Annotated in this window: 18 protein-coding genes; 7 read left to right on the forward strand and 11 right to left on the reverse strand. The window is 35.5% G+C overall.

The genetic code is table 11. The annotated features are described in order from the left end of the window. Positions 1–7: 7 nt before the first annotated feature. The 7 genes from rlmD to lpxB all read right to left on the reverse strand — a co-directional run bounded on the left by rlmD (position 8) and on the right by lpxB (position 9861). Positions 8–1414 carry a 23S rRNA (uracil(1939)-C(5))-methyltransferase RlmD gene (rlmD, locus tag ACNFU2_RS11550; RefSeq protein ID WP_345991775.1) on the reverse strand — a complete coding sequence of 469 codons (1407 nt, stop codon included), beginning with the start codon at positions 1412–1414 and terminating at the stop codon, positions 8–10. 115 nt (positions 1415–1529) lie between these two features. Then, positions 1530–3071 (reverse strand): TlpA family protein disulfide reductase, encoded by a 1542-nt coding sequence (locus ACNFU2_RS11555; RefSeq protein WP_418121756.1) that lies wholly within the window; start codon positions 3069–3071, stop codon positions 1530–1532. A 137-nt stretch (positions 3072–3208) separates the two neighbouring features. After that, positions 3209–3976 (reverse strand): succinate dehydrogenase/fumarate reductase iron-sulfur subunit, encoded by a 768-nt coding sequence (locus ACNFU2_RS11560; protein WP_172280747.1) that lies wholly within the window; start codon positions 3974–3976, stop codon positions 3209–3211. A gap of 24 nt (positions 3977–4000) precedes the next feature. After that, positions 4001–6013 carry a fumarate reductase/succinate dehydrogenase flavoprotein subunit gene (locus ACNFU2_RS11565; RefSeq protein ID WP_172280749.1) on the reverse strand — a complete coding sequence of 671 codons (2013 nt, stop codon included), beginning with the start codon at positions 6011–6013 and terminating at the stop codon, positions 4001–4003. Positions 6014–6028: 15 nt separating this feature from the next. Further along, positions 6029–6691, reverse strand: a complete 663-nt coding sequence (locus ACNFU2_RS11570) for a succinate dehydrogenase cytochrome b subunit (protein ID WP_172280751.1) — start codon at positions 6689–6691, stop codon at positions 6029–6031. A gap of 146 nt (positions 6692–6837) precedes the next feature. Beyond that, positions 6838–8361 (reverse strand): ComEC/Rec2 family competence protein, encoded by a 1524-nt coding sequence (locus ACNFU2_RS11575; protein ID WP_418121759.1) that lies wholly within the window; start codon positions 8359–8361, stop codon positions 6838–6840. Between the two features lie 396 nt (positions 8362–8757). After that, positions 8758–9861, reverse strand: coding sequence for a lipid-A-disaccharide synthase (gene lpxB / locus ACNFU2_RS11580; RefSeq protein ID WP_418121761.1), 1104 nt, complete (start codon positions 9859–9861; stop codon positions 8758–8760). 79 nt (positions 9862–9940) lie between these two features. Between lpxB and ACNFU2_RS11585 the strand changes: the two genes are divergently transcribed. Together ACNFU2_RS11585 and ACNFU2_RS11590 are read left to right on the forward strand one after the other, a co-directional pair. Further along, positions 9941–10450 carry a DUF2480 family protein gene (locus ACNFU2_RS11585; RefSeq protein WP_418121763.1) on the forward strand — a complete coding sequence of 170 codons (510 nt, stop codon included), beginning with the start codon at positions 9941–9943 and terminating at the stop codon, positions 10448–10450. Between the two features lie 118 nt (positions 10451–10568). Then, entirely contained in the window at positions 10569–11219 is a 651-nt protein-coding gene (locus tag ACNFU2_RS11590) for a DUF937 domain-containing protein (protein WP_418121764.1), read from the forward strand. Between the two features lie 53 nt (positions 11220–11272). Here the strand turns inward: ACNFU2_RS11590 and ACNFU2_RS11595 are convergent, their stop codons facing one another. After that, positions 11273–11392, reverse strand: a complete 120-nt coding sequence (locus ACNFU2_RS11595) for a 30S ribosomal protein THX (protein WP_172280761.1) — start codon at positions 11390–11392, stop codon at positions 11273–11275. 257 nt (positions 11393–11649) lie between these two features. On the opposite strand from ACNFU2_RS11595, the gene ACNFU2_RS11600 reads away from it, so the two are divergent. Together ACNFU2_RS11600 and aspS are read left to right on the forward strand one after the other, a co-directional pair. Further along, on the forward strand, positions 11650–12087 hold the full coding sequence (locus ACNFU2_RS11600; RefSeq protein WP_172280763.1) for an ankyrin repeat domain-containing protein: 438 nt from the start codon (positions 11650–11652) through the stop codon (positions 12085–12087). A gap of 141 nt (positions 12088–12228) precedes the next feature. After that, on the forward strand, positions 12229–13983 hold the full coding sequence (aspS, locus tag ACNFU2_RS11605; protein ID WP_273649659.1) for an aspartate--tRNA ligase: 1755 nt from the start codon (positions 12229–12231) through the stop codon (positions 13981–13983). A gap of 50 nt (positions 13984–14033) precedes the next feature. Here aspS and ACNFU2_RS11610 read toward each other — a convergent pair whose 3' ends face one another. Together ACNFU2_RS11610 and ACNFU2_RS11615 are read right to left on the reverse strand one after the other, a co-directional pair. Next, positions 14034–15305, reverse strand: coding sequence for an adenylosuccinate synthase (locus ACNFU2_RS11610; protein WP_418121766.1), 1272 nt, complete (start codon positions 15303–15305; stop codon positions 14034–14036). 83 nt (positions 15306–15388) lie between these two features. Further along, on the reverse strand, positions 15389–15958 hold the full coding sequence (locus ACNFU2_RS11615) for a Crp/Fnr family transcriptional regulator (RefSeq protein ID WP_418121768.1): 570 nt from the start codon (positions 15956–15958) through the stop codon (positions 15389–15391). A gap of 179 nt (positions 15959–16137) precedes the next feature. On the opposite strand from ACNFU2_RS11615, the gene ACNFU2_RS11620 reads away from it, so the two are divergent. The 3 genes from ACNFU2_RS11620 (at position 16138) to ligD (ending at position 19474) form a co-directional block, all read left to right on the forward strand. Beyond that, the gene (locus tag ACNFU2_RS11620; RefSeq protein ID WP_172280771.1) at positions 16138–16923 is read left to right on the forward strand and encodes a Ku protein; all 786 of its coding nucleotides are present in this window, start codon (positions 16138–16140) and stop codon (positions 16921–16923) included. Continuing rightward, positions 16923–17525, forward strand: coding sequence for a DNA polymerase ligase N-terminal domain-containing protein (locus ACNFU2_RS11625; RefSeq protein WP_345991758.1), 603 nt, complete (start codon positions 16923–16925; stop codon positions 17523–17525). Before ACNFU2_RS11620 ends, ACNFU2_RS11625 begins: the two co-directional genes overlap by 1 nt. 71 nt (positions 17526–17596) lie before the next feature. Further along, positions 17597–19474: a DNA ligase D gene (gene ligD, locus ACNFU2_RS11630; RefSeq protein WP_418121771.1), complete on the forward strand. Its 1878-nt coding sequence runs from the start codon at positions 17597–17599 to the stop codon at positions 19472–19474. A 65-nt stretch (positions 19475–19539) separates the two neighbouring features. On the opposite strand, the gene ACNFU2_RS11635 is transcribed toward ligD, so the two are convergent. Continuing rightward, positions 19540–20388: a mechanosensitive ion channel family protein gene (locus ACNFU2_RS11635; protein WP_172280776.1), complete on the reverse strand. Its 849-nt coding sequence runs from the start codon at positions 20386–20388 to the stop codon at positions 19540–19542. Between the last annotated feature and the right edge of the window lie 42 nt (positions 20389–20430).

The following is a 20430-nucleotide window of genomic DNA, read 5'->3' on the forward strand; positions in this document are numbered from 1 at the left end:
AGGTAAATTATTTCTTTATCAGCAATGCAATATTCTCCACATGGTGGGTTTGCGGAAACATATCCACAGGTAATATCTTAACAACCTGATATTGATCTTTCATCAACGCAAGATCTCTTGCCTGGGTAGCTGAATTACAGCTTACATAAACCACTTTTTCAGGGGAAAGCTTTAATATTTGTTCTACCACTTTCTGATGCATTCCGTCTCTCGGAGGATCAGTAATCAACACATCCGCCTTTGGATGATTTTCGAGAAATTCATCATTAAAGACATTCTTCATATCCCCACAATAGAATGTACAATTCGTAAGACCATTGAGTTCAGCATGTTCAATAGCTGCATCAATAGCCTCCTGAACAGATTCTATACCTATCACCTGCTTCGCCTTTCTGGCCACATACTGTGCAATAGTACCTGTTCCCGTATAGAGATCATAAACTACTTCATCTCCTTTCAGATCTGCAAATTCCAATGTCTTTCTATATAACTCTAATGCCTGCTTATAGTTGGTTTGAAAAAAAGATTTAGGCCCGATTTTAAATTTCAGTCCATCCATCTCTTCCATTAAAAATCCTTCCCCGGAGTAAACATTAATATCCAAATCGTAAATCGAATCATTTTGTTTTGGATTAATTGCATACACCAATGTTTTGATCTGTGGAAACTGACCCAATAAAAATTCAAAAAGCTTCTCTCTGTTTTCAGTTTCTTCCCTGTATAACTGAAACAAGACCATCCATTCTCCCTGGGAATTCTGCCTCATCATCAGAGTTCTTAAAAAACCTTCCTGATTTTTTACATCAAAAAAGTCCAAACCATTTTCAACAGCATAATTTTTTACGGCTAAACGAATTGCATTGGACGGGTCTTCTTGAAGAAAACATTCTTTCAGGTCTAAAATCTTGCTCCACATTCCCGGAATATGAAATCCTAAAGCATCTTTATTTCCAAAATTTTCTTCGGAACTGATTTCGTACTGAGTAAGCCATCTTGCATTGGAAAAAGAAAACTCCATTTTATTTCTATAATAATATTGCTCTTCAGCACCCAGGATTGGCAACGTTTCAAAGTTCTCAATTCCTCCTATTCTCTTAATATTATTATATACCTCTTCCTGTTTAAAATCCAGTTGCTTTTCATAGCTCATATTTTGCCACTTGCATCCTCCACAAGTGCCAAAATGAATACACTTTGGATCTACTCTGTACGGAGAGCTTTCCACAACTTCTACAGCCTCTGCTTCGTAATACTTAGACTTCGATTTCTTCACCCTTGCATTTACCACATCTCCCGGAATAGCTCCTGAAACCAATACCGTTTTGCCTTCTTCCGTTCTACCTATGGCAACTCCTTTTGCTCCGGCTGCTATTAATCTTATATTTTCAAGAATAATATTCTTCTTCTTTTTCATCCGTAATTTCTATTTTTTCTATCTGTTCTAATGTAACCTTACGGTTTCATTTTGCAAAAATACAATAAAAAAAACCTTATCCTAGGACAAGGTTTTTCATGTATGTTAAAGTTTACTATTTTGTTGGAGCCGGTTGAGGATTTGCAGGTTGCGGATTTACTTGCTGAGCAGAAGGGTCAGCTCCCAAACCAGGTTGTAATTGTACATTCGGATTAACTTTTGGCGCAGAAAGTCCGGTTAATTTATCCAGTATCGTTACCAATTCAGGCTCTCCAAGATTTACAAAAGATCTGCTGGCAATTTTACCGTCTTTATCAATAATTACAAAACAAGGTAACTTGAATCCATAAACACCGTATTTTTTAGCAATATCAGAGTTCAGTCCCCCATCACCATAAACATTCGTTCCCGGAATTCCTTTCAATAAAGAATTGCTTGTTTTTACAAACTGATCTTTTGTATCGTCAACATTTACAAATACAAAATTCATTTTTGATTTATAGAAATTAACAACTTCTTTTAGTACCGGTACAGCAGCCTCACTGATATATGGATTCCATGAAGCATAGAAAAACAGCATATAAGGTTTTCCTTTATTTTCAGAAAGCTTATAGGATTTTCCATCTTGCTTTATTAAAGAGGCATCTGGCGCTAATTCTCCAATTTTAACCCCATTTACAGCTATCTGAATTTTATTAAGGTCGTTTTTAATGGTTGCGTCTTTTATATCCTCATCAATAATCTTCTTGATTTTATCCGTCACCTTTGCCGGTGATCCAGGATGGATATCAGACTGAGCCATAACAAATGCTAATAGATAGTCTTTCGTGGTTTGAGAAATATCCTTTTTTGTTTTTAAATACTGGGCAAATAATTCAGAAGTAGTGATATCTGTTTTATTTTTACTGTTAGCTTCAGCATATTTTTGAAAATCAGGACTCATTTTAGCCAATAAGTATTGTCTGTAGTAAGGATTCTCCTTTATCATAACATCCTTATTTTCCTGAAGTTTATTTTCATAATCAGTGAAAGTCTTACTGGCTTTAAAAGATGGATTTCCAGGCGTTTGGCCTTGTCTCATTTCATACTGGTTGATGATGGACAACAAAGTGCTGGAAAGATCATTCTTCTTCCAATTTACTACCTCGCTGTCAGGACTAAATTTTTTAACGTTTTCTTCAATATTATTATTGATATCCTTTTCAACTTTCTGAATTCCCTGAAGAAATCCCTTTTCATCTTTCATCATCAGCTCATTCATATTAACTGTTTGAGCGTAATTGGTAAGATATTTTTGAGTTGCCGTGAAGAAATCATTATTCTTTTTTGCATCACCTGTAATTACATAATCATTCGGAAAATTCATTCCGCTACCTGAAATGTTAAGTGTTTGCCCTCCTTTTAGATATACCAGATTTTGTTTTCCGGCGTAGGAAATAAGATACATCCCGTTTTTTGGAGCCTCAAAACTCCCTGAGAATGTTCCGTCATTTTTCACTCCAATGTTTGCCAACGGTAATGTAGCAACTCCTGAAGCTTCAATGAACTCTATTCTTTCCAATGGAGATCCACCTGTGATTTTTCCTTTTACTTCAACTTTTTTAGAGCAAGACATTACAAATATTGCAATGATAAACAATAAAAGATATTTTTTCATTTTGATTTTTATAATTAAACAAAAATAGGTTTTTCAGTATTACTAAATACAATTTAATAGTACTTTTTATGAAAGATTTAACTAAAAAAATCGCCATCCTATAAGGAGACGATTTTTTCTATTTAATTTAGCTGGTGTTATCCTTTATCTACCAGTGCTGCCATATATTCTCTGTTCATTCTTGCAATGTTTTCCAGAGAAATTCCTTTAGGACATTCTACTTCACAAGCACCTGTATTTGAACAGTTACCAAATCCTTCTTCATCCATAGCCTGCACCATGTTAAGAACTCTTCTTTTCGCCTCAACTCTACCCTGAGGAAGTAAGGCAAACTGAGAAACTTTAGCTCCAACAAATAACATCGCAGAACCATTTTTACATGTAGCAACACAAGCTCCGCAACCAATACATGCTGCAGCATCCATTGCTTTATCCGCATCATCCTTAGGAACAAGGATTGCATTAGCATCCAATGTGTTTCCTGAAGTATTCACAGAAATGAATCCACCTGCAGCCATTACTCTGTCAAATGCACTTCTGTCTACCATTAAGTCTTTAATTACCGGGAAAGCGGCACTTCTCCATGGCTCAATAACAATTGTTTCACCGTCTTTGAACATTCTCATGTGAAGCTGGCAAGTTGTAATACCTGTATCAGGTCCATGCGCTCTACCATTGATGTAAAGAGAACACATTCCGCAGATTCCTTCACGGCAATCGTGATCGAATGCGATCGGTTCTTTTCCTTCGTTAATTAAATTTTCATTAAGGATATCCAACATTTCTAAGAATGAAGAATCTGTTGATACATCCGATATTTTATAGGTCTCAAACTGACCTTTGGTTTTATTATTTTTTTGTCTCCAAATTTTCAGCGTAAGATGTAAGCCTTTTTTTGCACTCATAATTTTATATTTATAGGTTGGAGATTATTTGTAGCTTCTAGTTTTAACCTCAATGTTTTCATATATCAGGTCTTCTTTATGCAGAATTTCATTATTGATATCTGCTCCCTGATATTCCCAGGCTCCAACGTATTTGTAGTTTACGTCATCTCTTTCAGCCTCTCCATCCGGAGTTGAGTGATCTTCACGGAAATGTCCTCCACAAGATTCGTTTCTGTGTAATGCATCGATAGCCATTAACTGTCCAAGCTCTAAGAAATCAGCTACTCTGAAAGCTTTTTCAAGCTCAGTATTCATTCCTTCTCCTTCTCCCGGAACCTTTACATTTTTCCAGAAATCGTTTCTTACTTCTTCAATTTCTTTTATCGCTTCTCTTAAACCTTCAGGAGTCCTTCCCATTCCTACTTTGTTCCACATAATGTTTCCTAGTTGCTTGTGGAAATGGTCTACAGAGTGGGTTCCTTTATTATTTAAGAAGAAATCTATTTTCTCTTTAATTCCTTTTTCAGCTTCTTCAAATGCTCCTGTATTCGTAGGAATAGCTCCTGTTCTGATATCAGCAGAAAGATAATCTGCAATGGTATAAGGAAGAACGAAATATCCGTCCGCAAGACCTTGCATTAATGCTGATGCTCCGAGTCTGTTTGCTCCGTGATCAGAGAAGTTAGCCTCACCAATTACGAAACATCCAGGAATTGTTGACTGAAGATTATAATCTACCCAGATTCCCCCCATTGTATAATGTACCGCAGGATAAATTTTCATTGGTGTCTTATAAGGATCATCTGCGGTAATTTTTTCGTACATAACGAATAGGTTACCATATTTTTCCTCCACCCATTTTTTTCCTAAATCATAAAGCTGCTGATCTGTAGGATTATGAATATGCTTTTCAATTGCTGCTTCTCTACCTTTCTTCATGATCTCTGTAGAGAAATCAAGATAAACACCTTCTTTGGTATCATTATTTTCGATTCCATAACCAGCATCACATCTTTCTTTAGCAGCTCTAGACGCAACGTCTCTAGGTACTAAGTTACCAAATGCAGGATATCTTCTTTCTAAATAATAATCTCTGTCTTCTTCTTTTATATTTTCAGGTCTTAATTTACCTTCTCTGATTGCAACAGAATCCTCTATCTTTTTAGGAACCCAGATTCTTCCTGAGTTTCTCAAAGATTCGGACATCAAAGTTAATTTAGACTGTTGTGTTCCATGAACAGGAATACACGTCGGGTGAATCTGTACATAACAAGGGTTTGCGAAATACGCTCCTTTCTTATGAATTTTCCATGCTGCGGAAACGTTTGAACCCATTGCATTAGTGGAAAGGAAATAAACATTTCCGTATCCTCCAGATGCAATAACCACTGCGTGAGCAGAATGTCTTTCAATTTCTCCGGTTACAAGATTTCTGGCAATAATACCTCTGGCTTTTCCGTCTACAATAACAAGGTCCAGCATCTCATGACGGTTGTACATTTTGATTCTACCTTTACCGATCTGACGGCTCATTGCAGAATAAGCACCTAACAATAACTGTTGTCCTGTTTGCCCTTTTGCATAAAATGTTCTTTTTACCTGAACACCACCAAATGAACGGTTGTCTAACTGGCCACCGTAATCTCTCCCGAAAGGTACTCCTTGAGAAACACACTGGTCAATAATATTGGCAGATACTTCAGCCAATCTGTATACATTAGCCTCTCTTGCTCTGTAGTCACCACCTTTAATAGTGTCATAGAATAATCTATAGGTAGAGTCACCATCACCCTGGTAATTCTTAGCTGCGTTAATACCTCCCTGCGCTGCAATAGAGTGTGCTCTTCTTGGAGAATCCTGGTAGCAGAATGCCTTTACATTATATCCCTGCTCTGCTAAAGTAGCAGCTGCAGAACCTCCGGCCAAACCAGTACCTACAACAATAATATCAATCTTATCTCTGTTGTTTGGTGCAACAAGGTTCATATGGTCTTTATGATGCTTCCATTTATCCTTAAGAGGACCTGCTGGAATTTTTGAATCTAATTTACTCATACTAGTATAGTGATATTATTGAGTTATAAAATGATAAATCGCGATGAAAATAAATCCAAAAGGAATAAGGATTGAATACCATGTTCCTATCGCTTTAATTACCGGAGTATATTTTGGATGTCTTGCTCCAATTGACTGAAAAGAAGATTGGAATCCGTGAGCAAGGTGTAGTCCCAATAAAACAAATGAGATTACATATAAAGCTACTCTCCAGATATCTGCAAACTTTTCATGCAATTCCGGCCAGAAACGCTCTGCATCAGGTGCAAGCACTTCTACGTACTTATAATTGATTTCGTGAATCCAGAAATCATAAAAGTGAAGCGCTAAAAAAGCTAATATAACAGCTCCGGAAATGATCATGTTTCTGGACATCCATGTAGAATTTGCAGAAGCATTGTTGGAATCATATTTAATCGGACGCGCTTTATTATTCTTAACTTCCAAAACAAATCCCATAATAAAATGGAAAAGTACTGCGAAACCAAGAATAGGTTGCATTAAGAATTGAACAAAAGGATTATACCCCATAAAATCGGACGCTGTATTGAATGCATCTCGATTTATAACAGATAATAAATTTGTTGTTAAATGCAGTATAAGAAAAATCAGCAAAAACATAGCTGATAATGCCATAGCATATTTTCTACCTATTGTAGAACTCGTTAAACCTGCCATATTAAGTTTAAATTTGAATTTCTACAAAATTAGGAAATGTTAACAATACTGAAAAGTGAGAAATCTCACTATTAGCCAGTTTGTAATCTTTCTAAATAAGATTGTAAAAGCTTAATAAATAAGCGAAAATCAGAGAATGACAAGCATCAATTTATCTCATAAATCTTACCCTTGTAAATAATCTTTTTCCTGGTTACGTCCAGACTTTTTAATTCAGCACTTTTTATTCTTCGGGAAGTACAATAAGGATTAACCATATATTTAATAATTTTATCCCTGTCAGTGGAGTCTGATATCCAAAACAAGGCTTTATTGCCATATTTAATTGAAAGCACTTTATTTTTTCCTGAATCGTGTATTAAAACCTCATCCTTTTGATTTTCTACAATCGTAAAGATAGCTCTTGCAATAAAAAACAAAAGAATAAAACAAATCAGCATCATCCTGTTTTCAAAATTGAATTTCAGTATAACAAACCTCAACCAATAGACAGACACAGATAAAATAAAGACTTCAACAAGATTCATCGGAATATTCTCAAAAAAAAGAGTATCGAAATCAGCAAACCACCGGATACTTGTAAGCAATCCGTTAATCATGATATCATATCCTTGGTTGATCAAATTAAAATCCATATTAAATGCGGCTAAAGCTGCAATAACAAAAGAGCATATAATAATAAGCTCTGAAAAGGGAATCACGATGAAATTGGCAACAATGGAAATAAATGAAAACTGATGAAAGTAGTATAAAACTAAAGGAATTGTTGCAAGCTGAGCAGAAACAGAAACAGATATCGTATTGAAAAGCAATTTTTTAAAATAGCTATCCTTCTTTGGAAAGCATTTTAACAATGGCTGATTCAACCAGAATATTCCTATGACAGCTATAAAGCTTAATTGAAATCCAATGGTAAATAACTGTTGGGAATCCATAAATAAAATGATAAAAGCGGACAAAGCTACAGAATGCAGTACATCTGGTTTTCTCTGGAGTAAAACATAGATAAAATAAACAGTAAGCATAATACATGCCCGCAGAACAGAATTTCCAAATCCAATAAACAAAGCAAACATCCATATAAATATTAAACTCAGTATTACTGTATATTTCCTGAATTTCAAAGGAAGGATCATTCTGAAAATAAAATAGAACAGACCAAAAACCACCATTATATGCGTTCCCGAAATGGCAAGAAAATGCACCAATCCTGATTTGCTGAAATCCTGTATTACCGCTGAATCCATTTCCGTTCGATCAGCAAGGATAATTCCCTTTAAAAACTCCCTGTTTTTAGGAGAGATATTTATTCCGTCAATTTTTTGCAAAACTTCAAGCCTTCTCTGCCGAATAGATTCCTTTAAACTCATATCGTTTCTGGCAACGGATAACAGTTCTCCCGATAGGTACATCTGGTACCTTATATTTTTGCGATTAAGGTAACCGGAATAATTAAATTGAAAATCATATACAGGAGGTTTCAATTCCTGAATAAAAACCCAGCCTTTATAATAGTAATCAAAGTTAAGCTGATGAATATTCTTAGGAATAAATAAAATTGACTTGATGTTTTTTCCTTCTGCCTGAGCAATAACCTCATATTTCTTGTATTTTTCTGTTGAGTTTAGCTTTCTGACTATTTTAAATGTTACAAGTTCCCTGGATTTCATTACATCAGAATTCAAAGGAAACGTATTCAATGAATGTAAAATAATGCCAAGAAAAAAGAACATCAACGCTAAAAAAATTGGCCTGCCCCTATGGGAAAGATAGGACCGGAGAAACAAAGCGAGCAAAAGAACTGAACATAGAATTGTTACAATGACAATAAATCTCTTATCAAGTGATACATAGTCCTGAAAAAAGATCCCAAGAATAAAACATATAACGAGAATAAAAAGTGGCTGCTTATTCAATTCGAAAATTTGTGTTACTCAAAAATATTTATTGAGACAAAAATTAGCACATCAAAATTTCAGAATCTTTAAAAGACTATTAAATTCGTTTTAAAAAATAAAAATCGCAGAAAAAAATTCTACGATTTATGTTATTTATTATTGAATATTTCAAACTTTCAAAATCACATCTGCAGCATGATCACTTGCCCCCCTTCCACCGAGCTTTTCTTTTAAAAGAACATAATCATTCAATACTTGTGATCTTTTATTTCCATCCAGTATTTTTTTTAATTCCTCGATTAAATTTCCGGTGTTCAGATCATTTTGGATCAGCTCCTTTACAACCTCCCGATCCATAATCAAGTTTACTAAAGAAATATATTTTATATTTTTAACCAATCTTTTAGCAATAGCATAAGAAATCTTACTTCCCCGGTAACAAACTACTTCAGGAACATTCAGTAAAGCAGTTTCCAACGTTGCTGTACCCGACGTTACCAAAGCGGCTTTTGAACATCTAAGTAAATCATAGGTTTTATTTGAAACAAAATGCACATTATCATCTACATAAGATTCATAAAAATCTTTTGGCAGACTTGGAGCTCCGGCAATCACAAACTGATACTCTTTAAAAGATGATCTCACAGAAAGCATCATTTCCAGCATTTTTTCAACTTCCTGCTTTCGCGAACCTGGTAATAAGGCAATAATTTCTTTGTCATTTAAGCCGTTTTCCTTCTTAAAAGCATCAATATCGATTTCCTGTAAGCTGGATATAGCATCTAACAGAGGATGCCCTACAAAATGGGAATGAACTCCATGTTTTTTATAAAAGTCTTCTTCGAACGGAAGAATGACCATCATTTCGTCCACATATTTTTTTATGATCTCTACCCTGCCTTCTTTCCATGCCCAAAGCTGTGGTGAAATATAATACACTACTTTTATTCCAAGTTCTTTGGCAAATTTGGCTATTCTTAGATTAAATCCCGGATAATCAATTAAGATTAAAATATCTGGTTGATTATTTTTAATGTCCTCTTTACAGAATTTAATATTATTTAATATCGTCCTGAGATTCATAGCAACTTCCAGAAATCCCATAAAAGCAAGATCACGGTAATGTTTTACAAGGGTTCCTCCCTGCTTAGCCATCAGATCACCTCCCCAGAATCTGAATTCAGCATCCGGATCTTTCTTTTTTAAAGACTTCATTAAATTACTCCCGTGTAAATCTCCTGAGGCTTCTCCGGCAATGATATAATATTTCATTTCTATAATAAGGATAGAGAACAAATTAAAACTTTGTTGGATCTTAATTTGTAAATTTGTTCAAAGATAATGATAAAAAATGTCAGAAGAATTTGAAATCAGAAATAAAGTAAACGAAAGCGGTCTTGTAAATTTTGATCTTGCCACGCTTCTTCCAAAAGGCACAAGAAAAGGAATCGACCTGAAAGATTTTCTTTTTAAGGAAATGATTTTGAAAGAAAAAGAATTTCGTGCACAGGTGGCCGCTATCAATACTGATGAATATAGTGATGCTTACATATACATTTACAATTCGGCAGATGCTATTGTTCCATTGTGGGCTTATTTTGTCCTTACAGCCAAACTTACTGATGTTGCAAAGAAAATAGTCTTTGGTAACCGTGAAGATCTTGAAGTTATTTTAATGCACAATGCAATACAGACTTATGACTTTGATGATTTAAGAGATAAAAGGGTATTGGTGAAAGGATGTTCGGATAAGGAAATTCCTGAGAATGCGTATGTAGAATTGGTAGAACAATTGAAGCCGATCGTAAAATCTCTGATGTTTGGCGAAGCATGTTCCAATGTCCCTATTTTAAAAAACTAAACTCAGTACCAGTTGCTTAGAAAAAATAAAAAACTTTAACAGTAATTTTAGATTAAAAAAATTATTAGGGAATATTTTTTGATAACATTGGTTTATTAACAATTTAAATAAACACAACATGAGTTTAATCGATTTGCTAACAGGAAACACAAGCAACCAGGTTGCGGTACAGGCTGAAAACAAATTTGGAATCAGCAAAAACCAGATTATTGCTTTGTTAGCTGTAGCAGCACCCCTAATTATTTCATACTTAAGAAATAAATCTCAGGATTCTAAAGAAGCTGAAGCATTAAACAATGCTCTGGATAAAGACCATAACGGAAGTATCCTGGATGATGCTTCACAAGTTGAAGCAAGACAGGCAGAAGGAGGCTCAATCCTTAGCCACATTTTCGGTAACGACAAACAAAATGTTGAAAATCAGTTATCACAAAATACGGGAATTTCCATTGATAAAATAGGTCCTGTTTTGGCAATGCTTGCTCCGGTTATTATGGGCTATATTGGCAAAGAAAAACAACAGAACAATGTTGGAGCAGGTGGATTGGGAGATTTATTGGGTGGAATTCTTGGAAATGCCTCTAATCAGGCACAGGCTCAACAATCAACTCCGTTAAATGACATTCTTGGTAGTGTTCTTGGCGGTGGCGGGCAGGCTCAATCTTCAGGAAATCCATTAAATGATATTTTAGGAAGCGTTCTTGGTGGAGGCCAAAAGCAACAACAAGGCGGACTGGGTGGTATCCTGGGAAGTATATTCGGAAAATAATTTAATTTGTATAAAAAAAGACCGGGGATTTATTTCCGGTCTTTTTTATTCTGTTACTTCTTTGATTTTTCCTCCGAAGTTTCTAGTGATTTAGAGGCTTTTCTTGGTCTTCTTTTTCCATAGCTGCCATTATTAATTTTACCTCTTCTTGATTTTTTGTCTCCTTTTCCCATAATAAATTATTTGTTGGTTACGTCTAATGTAAGAAAACTTGTAAAAAAGCACAAAATATTGCCGTTAAAATTTTTATAAAACCAGTATACAAAAGACTAAATTCTCACAAACAATCCTTTAAAATTAGCAGAATTACATTTTGTCATTATTAACAAATAGCATATATTTTATTTAATTTCAAAAATTGAAATCATAATCATAGTAAATTGTATCAAAAAAATAAATTAACTTTGTGTATTCTTAAAATAAAATTTTCATGAAAAAAATAATCTCTACTACATTGGTTTTCGCAATTTCTATTTTTGCTGGTTCATTATTCGCTCAGCAAATTTCAAGTGAACAGAGAATAGCTTTTCAAACAGATAATATTGAAACATTTAAAAAAGCTTTTCCAAAAGAAGACTACGATAAATGTCTGGGAGAAAAAAATATCAGCTACAATCTTTTGGCGTACAGTGTAAGATTCGACAAAAAAAATATTTTTAATTATTTACTTACAAATAATGTAGACGTCAATAAAATCTGCAGCAATCTAAGTCCGCTTATGGCCGCAGCTAAATTTGGAAGACCTGACCTGGCTAAAATATTATTAAAAAAAGGTGCTTCAAAAAATCTGAAGAATGAAAACGGAGAAACAGCCAAAGACATTTCAGTAAAATATAAACAGGCGGCTCTTACAGAAATTCTAAAATAATTTTCTTAAAAAATATATTCAAAAACTTCCTTTGGGAAGTTTTTTTATTTATAAGACTTTCAAAAATCTTATCTTTGCACTTTAAAATTCAGACCTTAATGAGTCTGATATATAAAGTATAATATCTAACATCTAAAACTAATGTTTCGATCGCACACAAACGGAGAATTATCTCTAAAAAATCTTAATGAAGAAGTTACACTTTCAGGATGGGTACAAACTATCCGTGATAAAGGATTTATGATTTGGATAGATCTTCGGGATCGTTACGGAATTACACAATTGGTTTTAGACCAGGATCGCTCTTCAGCTCAATTAATGGAAGAAGCTAAAAAACTGGGACGTGAATTTGTGATTCAGGTTACCGGAAAAGTAATTGAGAGAGTAAGCAAAAATCCTAATATTCCAACCGGAGAAATTGAAATTTTAGTTGAAAAACTAAGCGTTCTTAATGACTCTCAACTTCCACCCTTTACAATTGAAGATGAAACAGACGGAGGTGAAGAATTAAGAATGAAATACCGTTATCTTGATATCAGAAGAAATCCGGTAAAAGATAAATTAATCTTCCGTCATAAAATGGCTCAGAAAGTGAGAAATTACCTTTCTGAAGAAGGATTCATTGAAGTAGAAACACCTGTTTTAATTAAGTCTACCCCGGAGGGAGCGAGAGACTTCGTGGTGCCAAGCAGAATGAACCCAGGGCAGTTTTACGCACTACCTCAATCTCCACAGACATTCAAACAACTTCTGATGGTAGGTGGAATGGATAAATATTTCCAGATTGTAAAATGTTTCCGTGACGAAGACCTGAGAGCAGACAGACAGCCGGAATTTACACAGATCGACTGCGAAATGGCCTTCGTTGAACAGGAGGATGTGATGAATGTTTTTGAGGGAATGACCAAAACATTGCTTAAAGATATTACCGGACAGGAATTCGGAGCTTTTCCGAGAATGACCTTCGCAGAAGCGATGCAAAAATATGGGAATGACAAACCGGATATCCGTTTCGGAATGGAATTCGTGGAGCTTAATGAACTGGTAAAAGGAAAAGATTTTAAAATATTTGATGATGCGGAATTGGTAGTTGGAATTAATGTTGAAGGCTGTGCAGACTATACCAGAAAACAGATCGACGAATTGGTGGACTGGGTAAAACGTCCTCAAATCGGAGCCTCAGGGATGGTGTGGGCAAAATTCCAGAATGATGGCGTAAAAACATCATCTGTTAACAAGTTTTACAACGAAGAAGACTTAACAAAGATCATTGAAAAATTCGGGGCGAAAGAAGGAGATTTGATGCTTATTCTTTCAGGAAATGAAAATAAAGTAAGAGCTCAGCTTTCCGCATTGAGAATGGAACTGGGAAACCGTTTGGGATTAAGAAAAGGAGATGTATTTGCTCCTCTTTGGGTAGTCGATTTCCCACTATTGGAATTTGACGAGGAAACTCAGAGATACCACGCGATGCACCATCCTTTCACTTCTCCTAAGCCGGAAGATATTCACCTGCTGGAAACTGATCCCGGAAAAGCCAGAGCAAATGCTTATGATATGGTTCTTAATGGAAATGAAATCGGAGGAGGATCAATCAGAATTTTCGACAGGGAACTTCAATCTAAGATGTTTGATTTATTAGGTTTTTCAAAAGAAGAGGCGGAAGCACAATTTGGGTTCTTGATGAACGCATTTAAATATGGAGCTCCTCCTCATGGTGGTTTAGCTTTCGGGTTTGACCGTTTGGTGGCCATTCTTGACGGAAATGAAGTGATCAGAGATTATATTGCCTTTCCTAAAAATAACTCGGGACGTGATGTGATGATTGACGCACCGGCATCAATTGCTGATGCACAGCTGGATGAACTGGAATTACAATTAAATTTAAAAGCATAAATTAAAGCGAGGTTTTTACCTCGCTTTTTTATTTTATACTATCTGAGATATCAGTTTGAAGTCAGCTTTATCATATCTTCCCTGCCAGGTCCTGTAGAAAGATAACTCACAGGAATTTCAAGCTCATTTTCAAGAAATTGAATAAACTCCAACAATTCCTCGGGTAAAGAGGAAGGATCTTTACATTCTGAAAATTCAGTTTTCCATCCTTTCATCCGACGGAAAACCGGACGTGCTTCATCATCAGTCATTAAACCTGACACTACAGTCTGATCTTTGACTTTATAGTGAGTACATATAGCCACAGACTCAAAGCCATTCAAGACATCAGCTTTGGTAATGATCAATTGAGTCACTCCATTAATCATTACAGCATATTTTAAAGCAGGCAGATCCAGCCACCCTACTCTTCGGGGCCGTCCTGTATTAGAACCAAACTCATTACCTATTTGCCTTATCTTCTCACCTGTTTCGCCAAAAAGCTCCGTAGGAAAGGCACCATTTCCTACCCTGGTACAATATGCTTTTGTAACCCCATAGATTTCGCCTACCTTTTTAGGCGAGACTCCCAAACCGCTGCACGCTCCTGAAGCAATCGTTGTAGATGATGTAACGTAAGGATAGGTTCCGTGATCTATATCGAGTAATGTTGCCTGTGCACCTTCTGCAAGAATTTTTCTTCCACTCTTAATCGATTCATTTAAAAACACTTCAGCTTCTATCCATCGAAATTTTTTCAGAAACTCTATAGCATCGAAAAATGTATCTTTCAGATCTGTTATCGGAGGAAGTATCTGACCATAATCTAACAGCTGCTGATAGTCTCTTTCTACAATATGATTTACTGTTTCATTAAAGTCGGATCTATCAATATCACCCACTCTTAGATTCTGCCGCAGAATTTTGTTAGCATAGGCCTGTCCTATACCATTTTTAGTTGTACCAATTGTATTATAGGATGAATTCTCTTCCATAAATACGTCCATTAATGTATGTGTGGGTAATACAAGATGTGCTTTCCTAGATACAGCCAGGCGTTTTTCAACCTGAATATTCATATCAAAAGCATTTAGTTTCAAAACTTCCTGCTTGAAATTAACAGGATACAATACGATCCCTGCCCCGATTACATTGTCTACTCCTTCTATAAATATTCCCGAAGGAAGAGTTTTCAATGTTATTCTTTTTCCATTTCGTTCAATACTATGTCCTGCATTCGCTCCTCCGTTGAAACGTGCGACAATGTCATAATTCCGACTGATCAGGTCAATGAATTTACCTTTCCCTTCATCTCCCCACTGTAATCCTAATACGATATCCATATTTTATAATTTATCTCTTTTTACAGAGCAAAACTATAGCATGAATACGAGGGAGCAATTGTCATTTGACAAGAAAGGGAAATCTATATTATATTTTTTCTGATCCGGCTGAATGAGGAGGGAGTAATTCCGAGATAAGACGCCAACATTGCCTGAGGAACACGGTTTGCCAATCCTGGATAATGATCCAGAAAATGAAGATACCTGGATTTCGCATCCAGGCTCAGCATCGTGCTGGCAACCTTTAGCTTATTCTCTGCTACAAAAGCATGCAACTTAGCGATCAGAACCGGCCAAACAGATATTCTGCTTTCTATGGTTTTAAAATGATTAAAATCTATGACCCATAAAGTTCCATCCGTAATTGCTTCTATATACTCGTTAGAAGGGGTTTGATTAACAAAACCCTGAAAATCTCCGATAAACCGGCCTTCATAAATAAAATATCGTGTGCAATCGTCTCCTTGTTTATTATAATACAATGAACGAAATACACCTTCTTTTACAAAAGCAATCATCTGGCTTATCCTGCCCGCCTCTACAAATACCTCTCCTTTTTGGATAGTTAGTTCCTGTACTCCAACAGCAATCAGGTCTTCCTCTTCTTCACTTAGTCCCGCGAATTTCCTTATGTAACTGAATAGCTCTTCCATTCTTTATTCATTGGTATTTTAAAGATATACAAATACTTTTATTTTCAATTGACAATTGAGAATAAAACAAAAACACATTTTTCTTTTTACATTTTATAAAATCATAATAAAGTACCACATTACGTAAATATTTTTCATACGGCACAATCATTGTACGTTATCTAAACAAACATAGTACAATGAAAGCAATCTGGAATGGCGCCATTGGCTTTGGCTTAGTAAATATCCCTGTTAAAATATATTCAGCAACAGAAACCAGCAAACTGGATCTGGACATGCTGGATAAATCTGACTTTTCTAATATTAAATTCAAAAGAGTTAATGAAAAAACAGGGAAAGAAGTAAAGTGGGAAAATATTGTGAAGGCTTACCTGATGGAAGACCGGTATATTGTTCTCGACGATGAGGATTATGCAGCGGCAAGTCCTGAAAAAAGCAAAATATTATCGATCGACCAGTTTGTAAAAGAATCTGAAGTAGATAGTGTTTATTTTGAAAATCCATATTTTCTTGAGCCCCAGAAAAATGGGGAAAATGCTTACAGGCTTCTCATGAAAGCTTTAACAGAAACCGAAATGGTAGGTGTAGGAACATTTGTATTGCGCGAAAGTGAAGCAATAGGGATGATCAGGCCATACAATGAAGAGGTTCTTATTCTCAACCGATTACGCTTTGATCAGGAAATAAGAGATTACCATGATTTAAAAATCCCGGCTAAAAAAGCTCCTAAACCTGCAGAATTAAAAATGGCAGTAAGCCTTATTGAGCAGCTTTCCCAGAAGTTTGATCCTACGATGTATAAGGATACTTACTCTGAATCACTCATGAAGATCATTAAACAGAAAGCTAAAGGTAAGAGTGTTAAGGCTCAGAAAGCTGAACCCGCAAAAGAAGGAAAAGTAATTGATTTGATGGCTCAATTAAAAGCCAGTTTACAAAGTTCAAAATCTAAAAACGCATCCTGATGGCTCTTAAAGATTATAACGAAAAAAGGAAATTTAACGAAACAAGTGAGCCTAAAGGCAAAACAAAAAAGAGTAAGGATCAGCTTATTTTTGTCATCCAAAGACATGCGGCCTCACATCTTCACTATGATTTTCGTTTAGAGATGGAAGGGGTTCTAAAAAGCTGGGCAGTTCCTAAAGGTCCTTCATTAGATCCAAAGGATAAACGTCTGGCTATGATGGTTGAAGACCATCCTTATGACTATAAAGATTTCGAAGGAAATATACCCGAAGGAAATTATGGAGCCGGACAAGTCGAAGTCTGGGATAGTGGAACTTATGAACCTTTAGAGAAAGACAGCAAGCTTTCTGACGAAAAAGAATTGTTGAAAGAACTACATGCAGGATCTTTGAAATTTATTTTACACGGTAAAAAGCTGAAAGGTGAATTTGCTTTGGTAAAAATGAAAAACACTGAAGGGAATTCCTGGTTACTCATAAAACATAAGGATGACTTTGCAGAAGCTGGCTATAATGCCGAAGACAATACCTCTCCCAAATCTTTGGTGACAAAATTCTTAGAGGAAAAAAAAAGCCCAAAAAACAACAAAAAGAAGTCATAACATCAAAGCCTGAATTTAAAAAATTCAATGCATTAGCCGATGAAAAGAAGCTTACCTCTTTCATTAAGCCTATGTTGGCGAAGTCCTATGAAAAAGCATTTGATTCTCCGGAATGGATCTTTGAAATCAAATGGGACGGCTACAGGGCAATAGCCGATCTGAGCAAAAATGATCCTTTATTTTATTCAAGAAACGGAATTTCTTTTTTATCAAAATTCAGAAAAGTTACCCAAGACTTTAGTCTTCAAAAGCAAAAAATGATTTTGGATGGAGAAATTGTGGCTTATGATGAAAATGGAAAGCCCAATTTCCAACTATTACAACAGATTGGTGATAATCCTGATCTCGCCCTGGTATATCAGGTTTTTGATCTGCTTTGGCTGAATGGTCATTCTACCGAACAACTCCCATTATTGCAAAGAAAAGAGTTATTAAAAGAAGCGTTAGTAGAAACAGAAATGATTAAATATTGTGACCATATACCTGAAAATGGAATCAGTTTTTTTAATCAGATGGAAAAAATGCAGCTTGAAGGTATGATCGCAAAAAAATCCGATAGCCAGTATGTTGAAAATCATAGAACTTCTGATTGGTTAAAAATAAAATTCACCAGTACTGAAGAAGTCATTATTTGTGGATTCACAGAACCCAGAGGCTCCAGAAAAGGCTTCGGAGCATTGATATTAGGAAAATATAAAGGTGGAGAGCTCATTTACTCCGGACATACAGGAACGGGATTCAATAGTGAATCTTTGAATCAACTTCATCAGCGTCTGAAAAAATTAACCATAAAAAATTCACCGTTTGACAAGATCCCCAAAACCAATATGCCAGTCACATGGGTAGAACCGAAACTGGTTTGCGAAATCAAATATTCTGAAATCACCAAGGACGGAATTTTCAGACATCCTGTTTTTATCACGATCCGGGAGGATAAAAACCCTGAAGAAATCAATGATTCCGTCAATAAAGTGAACCAAAAAAATGAAAAACCTAAAAAAATGAAAGCCACCCCATCATCAAAAAATACAGAAAAAGAAAAGGAAGTTACTTTAGATAAGCATAAAGTAAAATTGACAAATCAAGATAAAATATATTTTCCGGAAGATGGTATATCAAAAGGAGATGTGATTGAATACTATCAATCGGTTGCCAGATATATTTTACCGCATCTGAAAAACCGTCCGTTATCCTTAAACCGTTTCCCAAACGGAATTGAAGAACAAGGTTTTTATCAGAAAGATGCCAGTGACAATACTCCGGAATGGGTAAAAACAACACAGGTTTATTCAGAATCCAACGATAAATACATTGATTATATCTACTGTAATGATAAAGCCACACTCGCATATCTTAATAATCTAGGTTGTATAGATCTCAACCCCTGGAACAGTTCACTCCCTGATCTTGAACATCCCGATTATTTAGTGCTTGATCTCGATCCCTCTAAAAAAAATACATTTGATGATGTTATTGAAACCGCTTTACAGGTAAATGAAGTCCTGAAGTCAATTAAAGTGAAAGGGTATTGTAAAACATCAGGAAGTACCGGAATTCACATCTATATTCCGATGGGAGGTAATTATGAATTCGATCAGGTAAAGGATTTTGCTCATATTGTCATGAAACAGGTCAATGAAAAACTTCCTAAAATAACCACCTTAGAAAGAAGCCTTCAAAAAAGGGATGATAAGAAAATCTATCTGGATTACCTTCAAAACAGAACAGGACAAACGTTGGCAAGTGCTTACAGCTTACGTCCAAAACCGGGAGCTTCGGTTTCTATGCCCATTGCATGGGAAGAATTAAAGCCCGGATTAAAACCTACAGATTTCAATATCCACAACGCACTTGACAGGATTAAAGAAAAAGGAGATTTATTTAAACCGGTTTTAGGAAAAGGAATTGATATGATGAAGGCATTGGATTTATTGCAGAATTTAGGATAAATCAACGCCTTGATGAAATAAAAAAACCTGCATTTTATCAATGCAGGTTTTTCATTATAAGGTTTTTAGTTATTATTATATACATGTACATCCCTTTGTGGAAAAGGAATTTCAATTCCTGCCTTATCAAGGGCTGCTTTACAAGCTATAATCAATTCTTCATTCATTGCCCAGAAATTTTCATTAGTGGTCATCACCCTTACAGACAAATTCACTGCACTATCTCCTAGCTCGGTTACAACTACTTGTGGCGCAGGTTCTTTAAGAGCATATTCATTCTGATGTATTGCCTCCAGCAGTATTTCTTTAGCTTGCTTTAGATCTGCATTATAAGAAACTCCTATATCAAACCACGTTTTTCTTGTTCCCAACTGCGTATAATTGGTAATACTCTTGTTGGAGATTTCACCATTAGGGATTACGATCAACTGATTCTGAGGCGTAATAAGCCTTGTATGGAAAACGTCTATAGCATTTACTGTTCCGGATACTCCGGAACTTGCCGAAATAAAGTCTCCGATCTTAAACGGTTTTAATAATAAAATAAGAATGCCTCCCGCAAAATTCGTCAAAGATCCCTGTAAAGCCAATCCAACCGCTAATCCGGCAGCACCTATCATGGCGACAAAGGCTGAAGTCTGTACTCCTAATTGGGTAACCACTACAATAAAGAGCAGGATATTAAGTCCCCAGTTGATAATATTTAATAAAAAAAGCTGTAAGGACGGCTCCATATTACGCCTTTTAAAAGCTTTTTCAACAAGTCTTTTAATCATCCTGATCATCCATGATCCTACCAGATATATCAGGAATGCTGAAATCACAGCTGTAATAATTTTCGGTGCCCATGCAATAGCTGAGGTCAAGAAGGTGTCCCACTGTTGTTGAACGTTGTCTAATTTTAAATCATCCATTTTTGTATTTATTTAAATTGATATGTTATTTTTCTGATAAAT

Origin of the sequence: Chryseobacterium sp. PTM-20240506 (genome assembly GCF_048296755.1) — a bacterium.
In the GTDB taxonomy this organism is placed as follows: Bacteria; Bacteroidota; Bacteroidia; order Flavobacteriales; family Weeksellaceae; genus Chryseobacterium; species Chryseobacterium proteolyticum.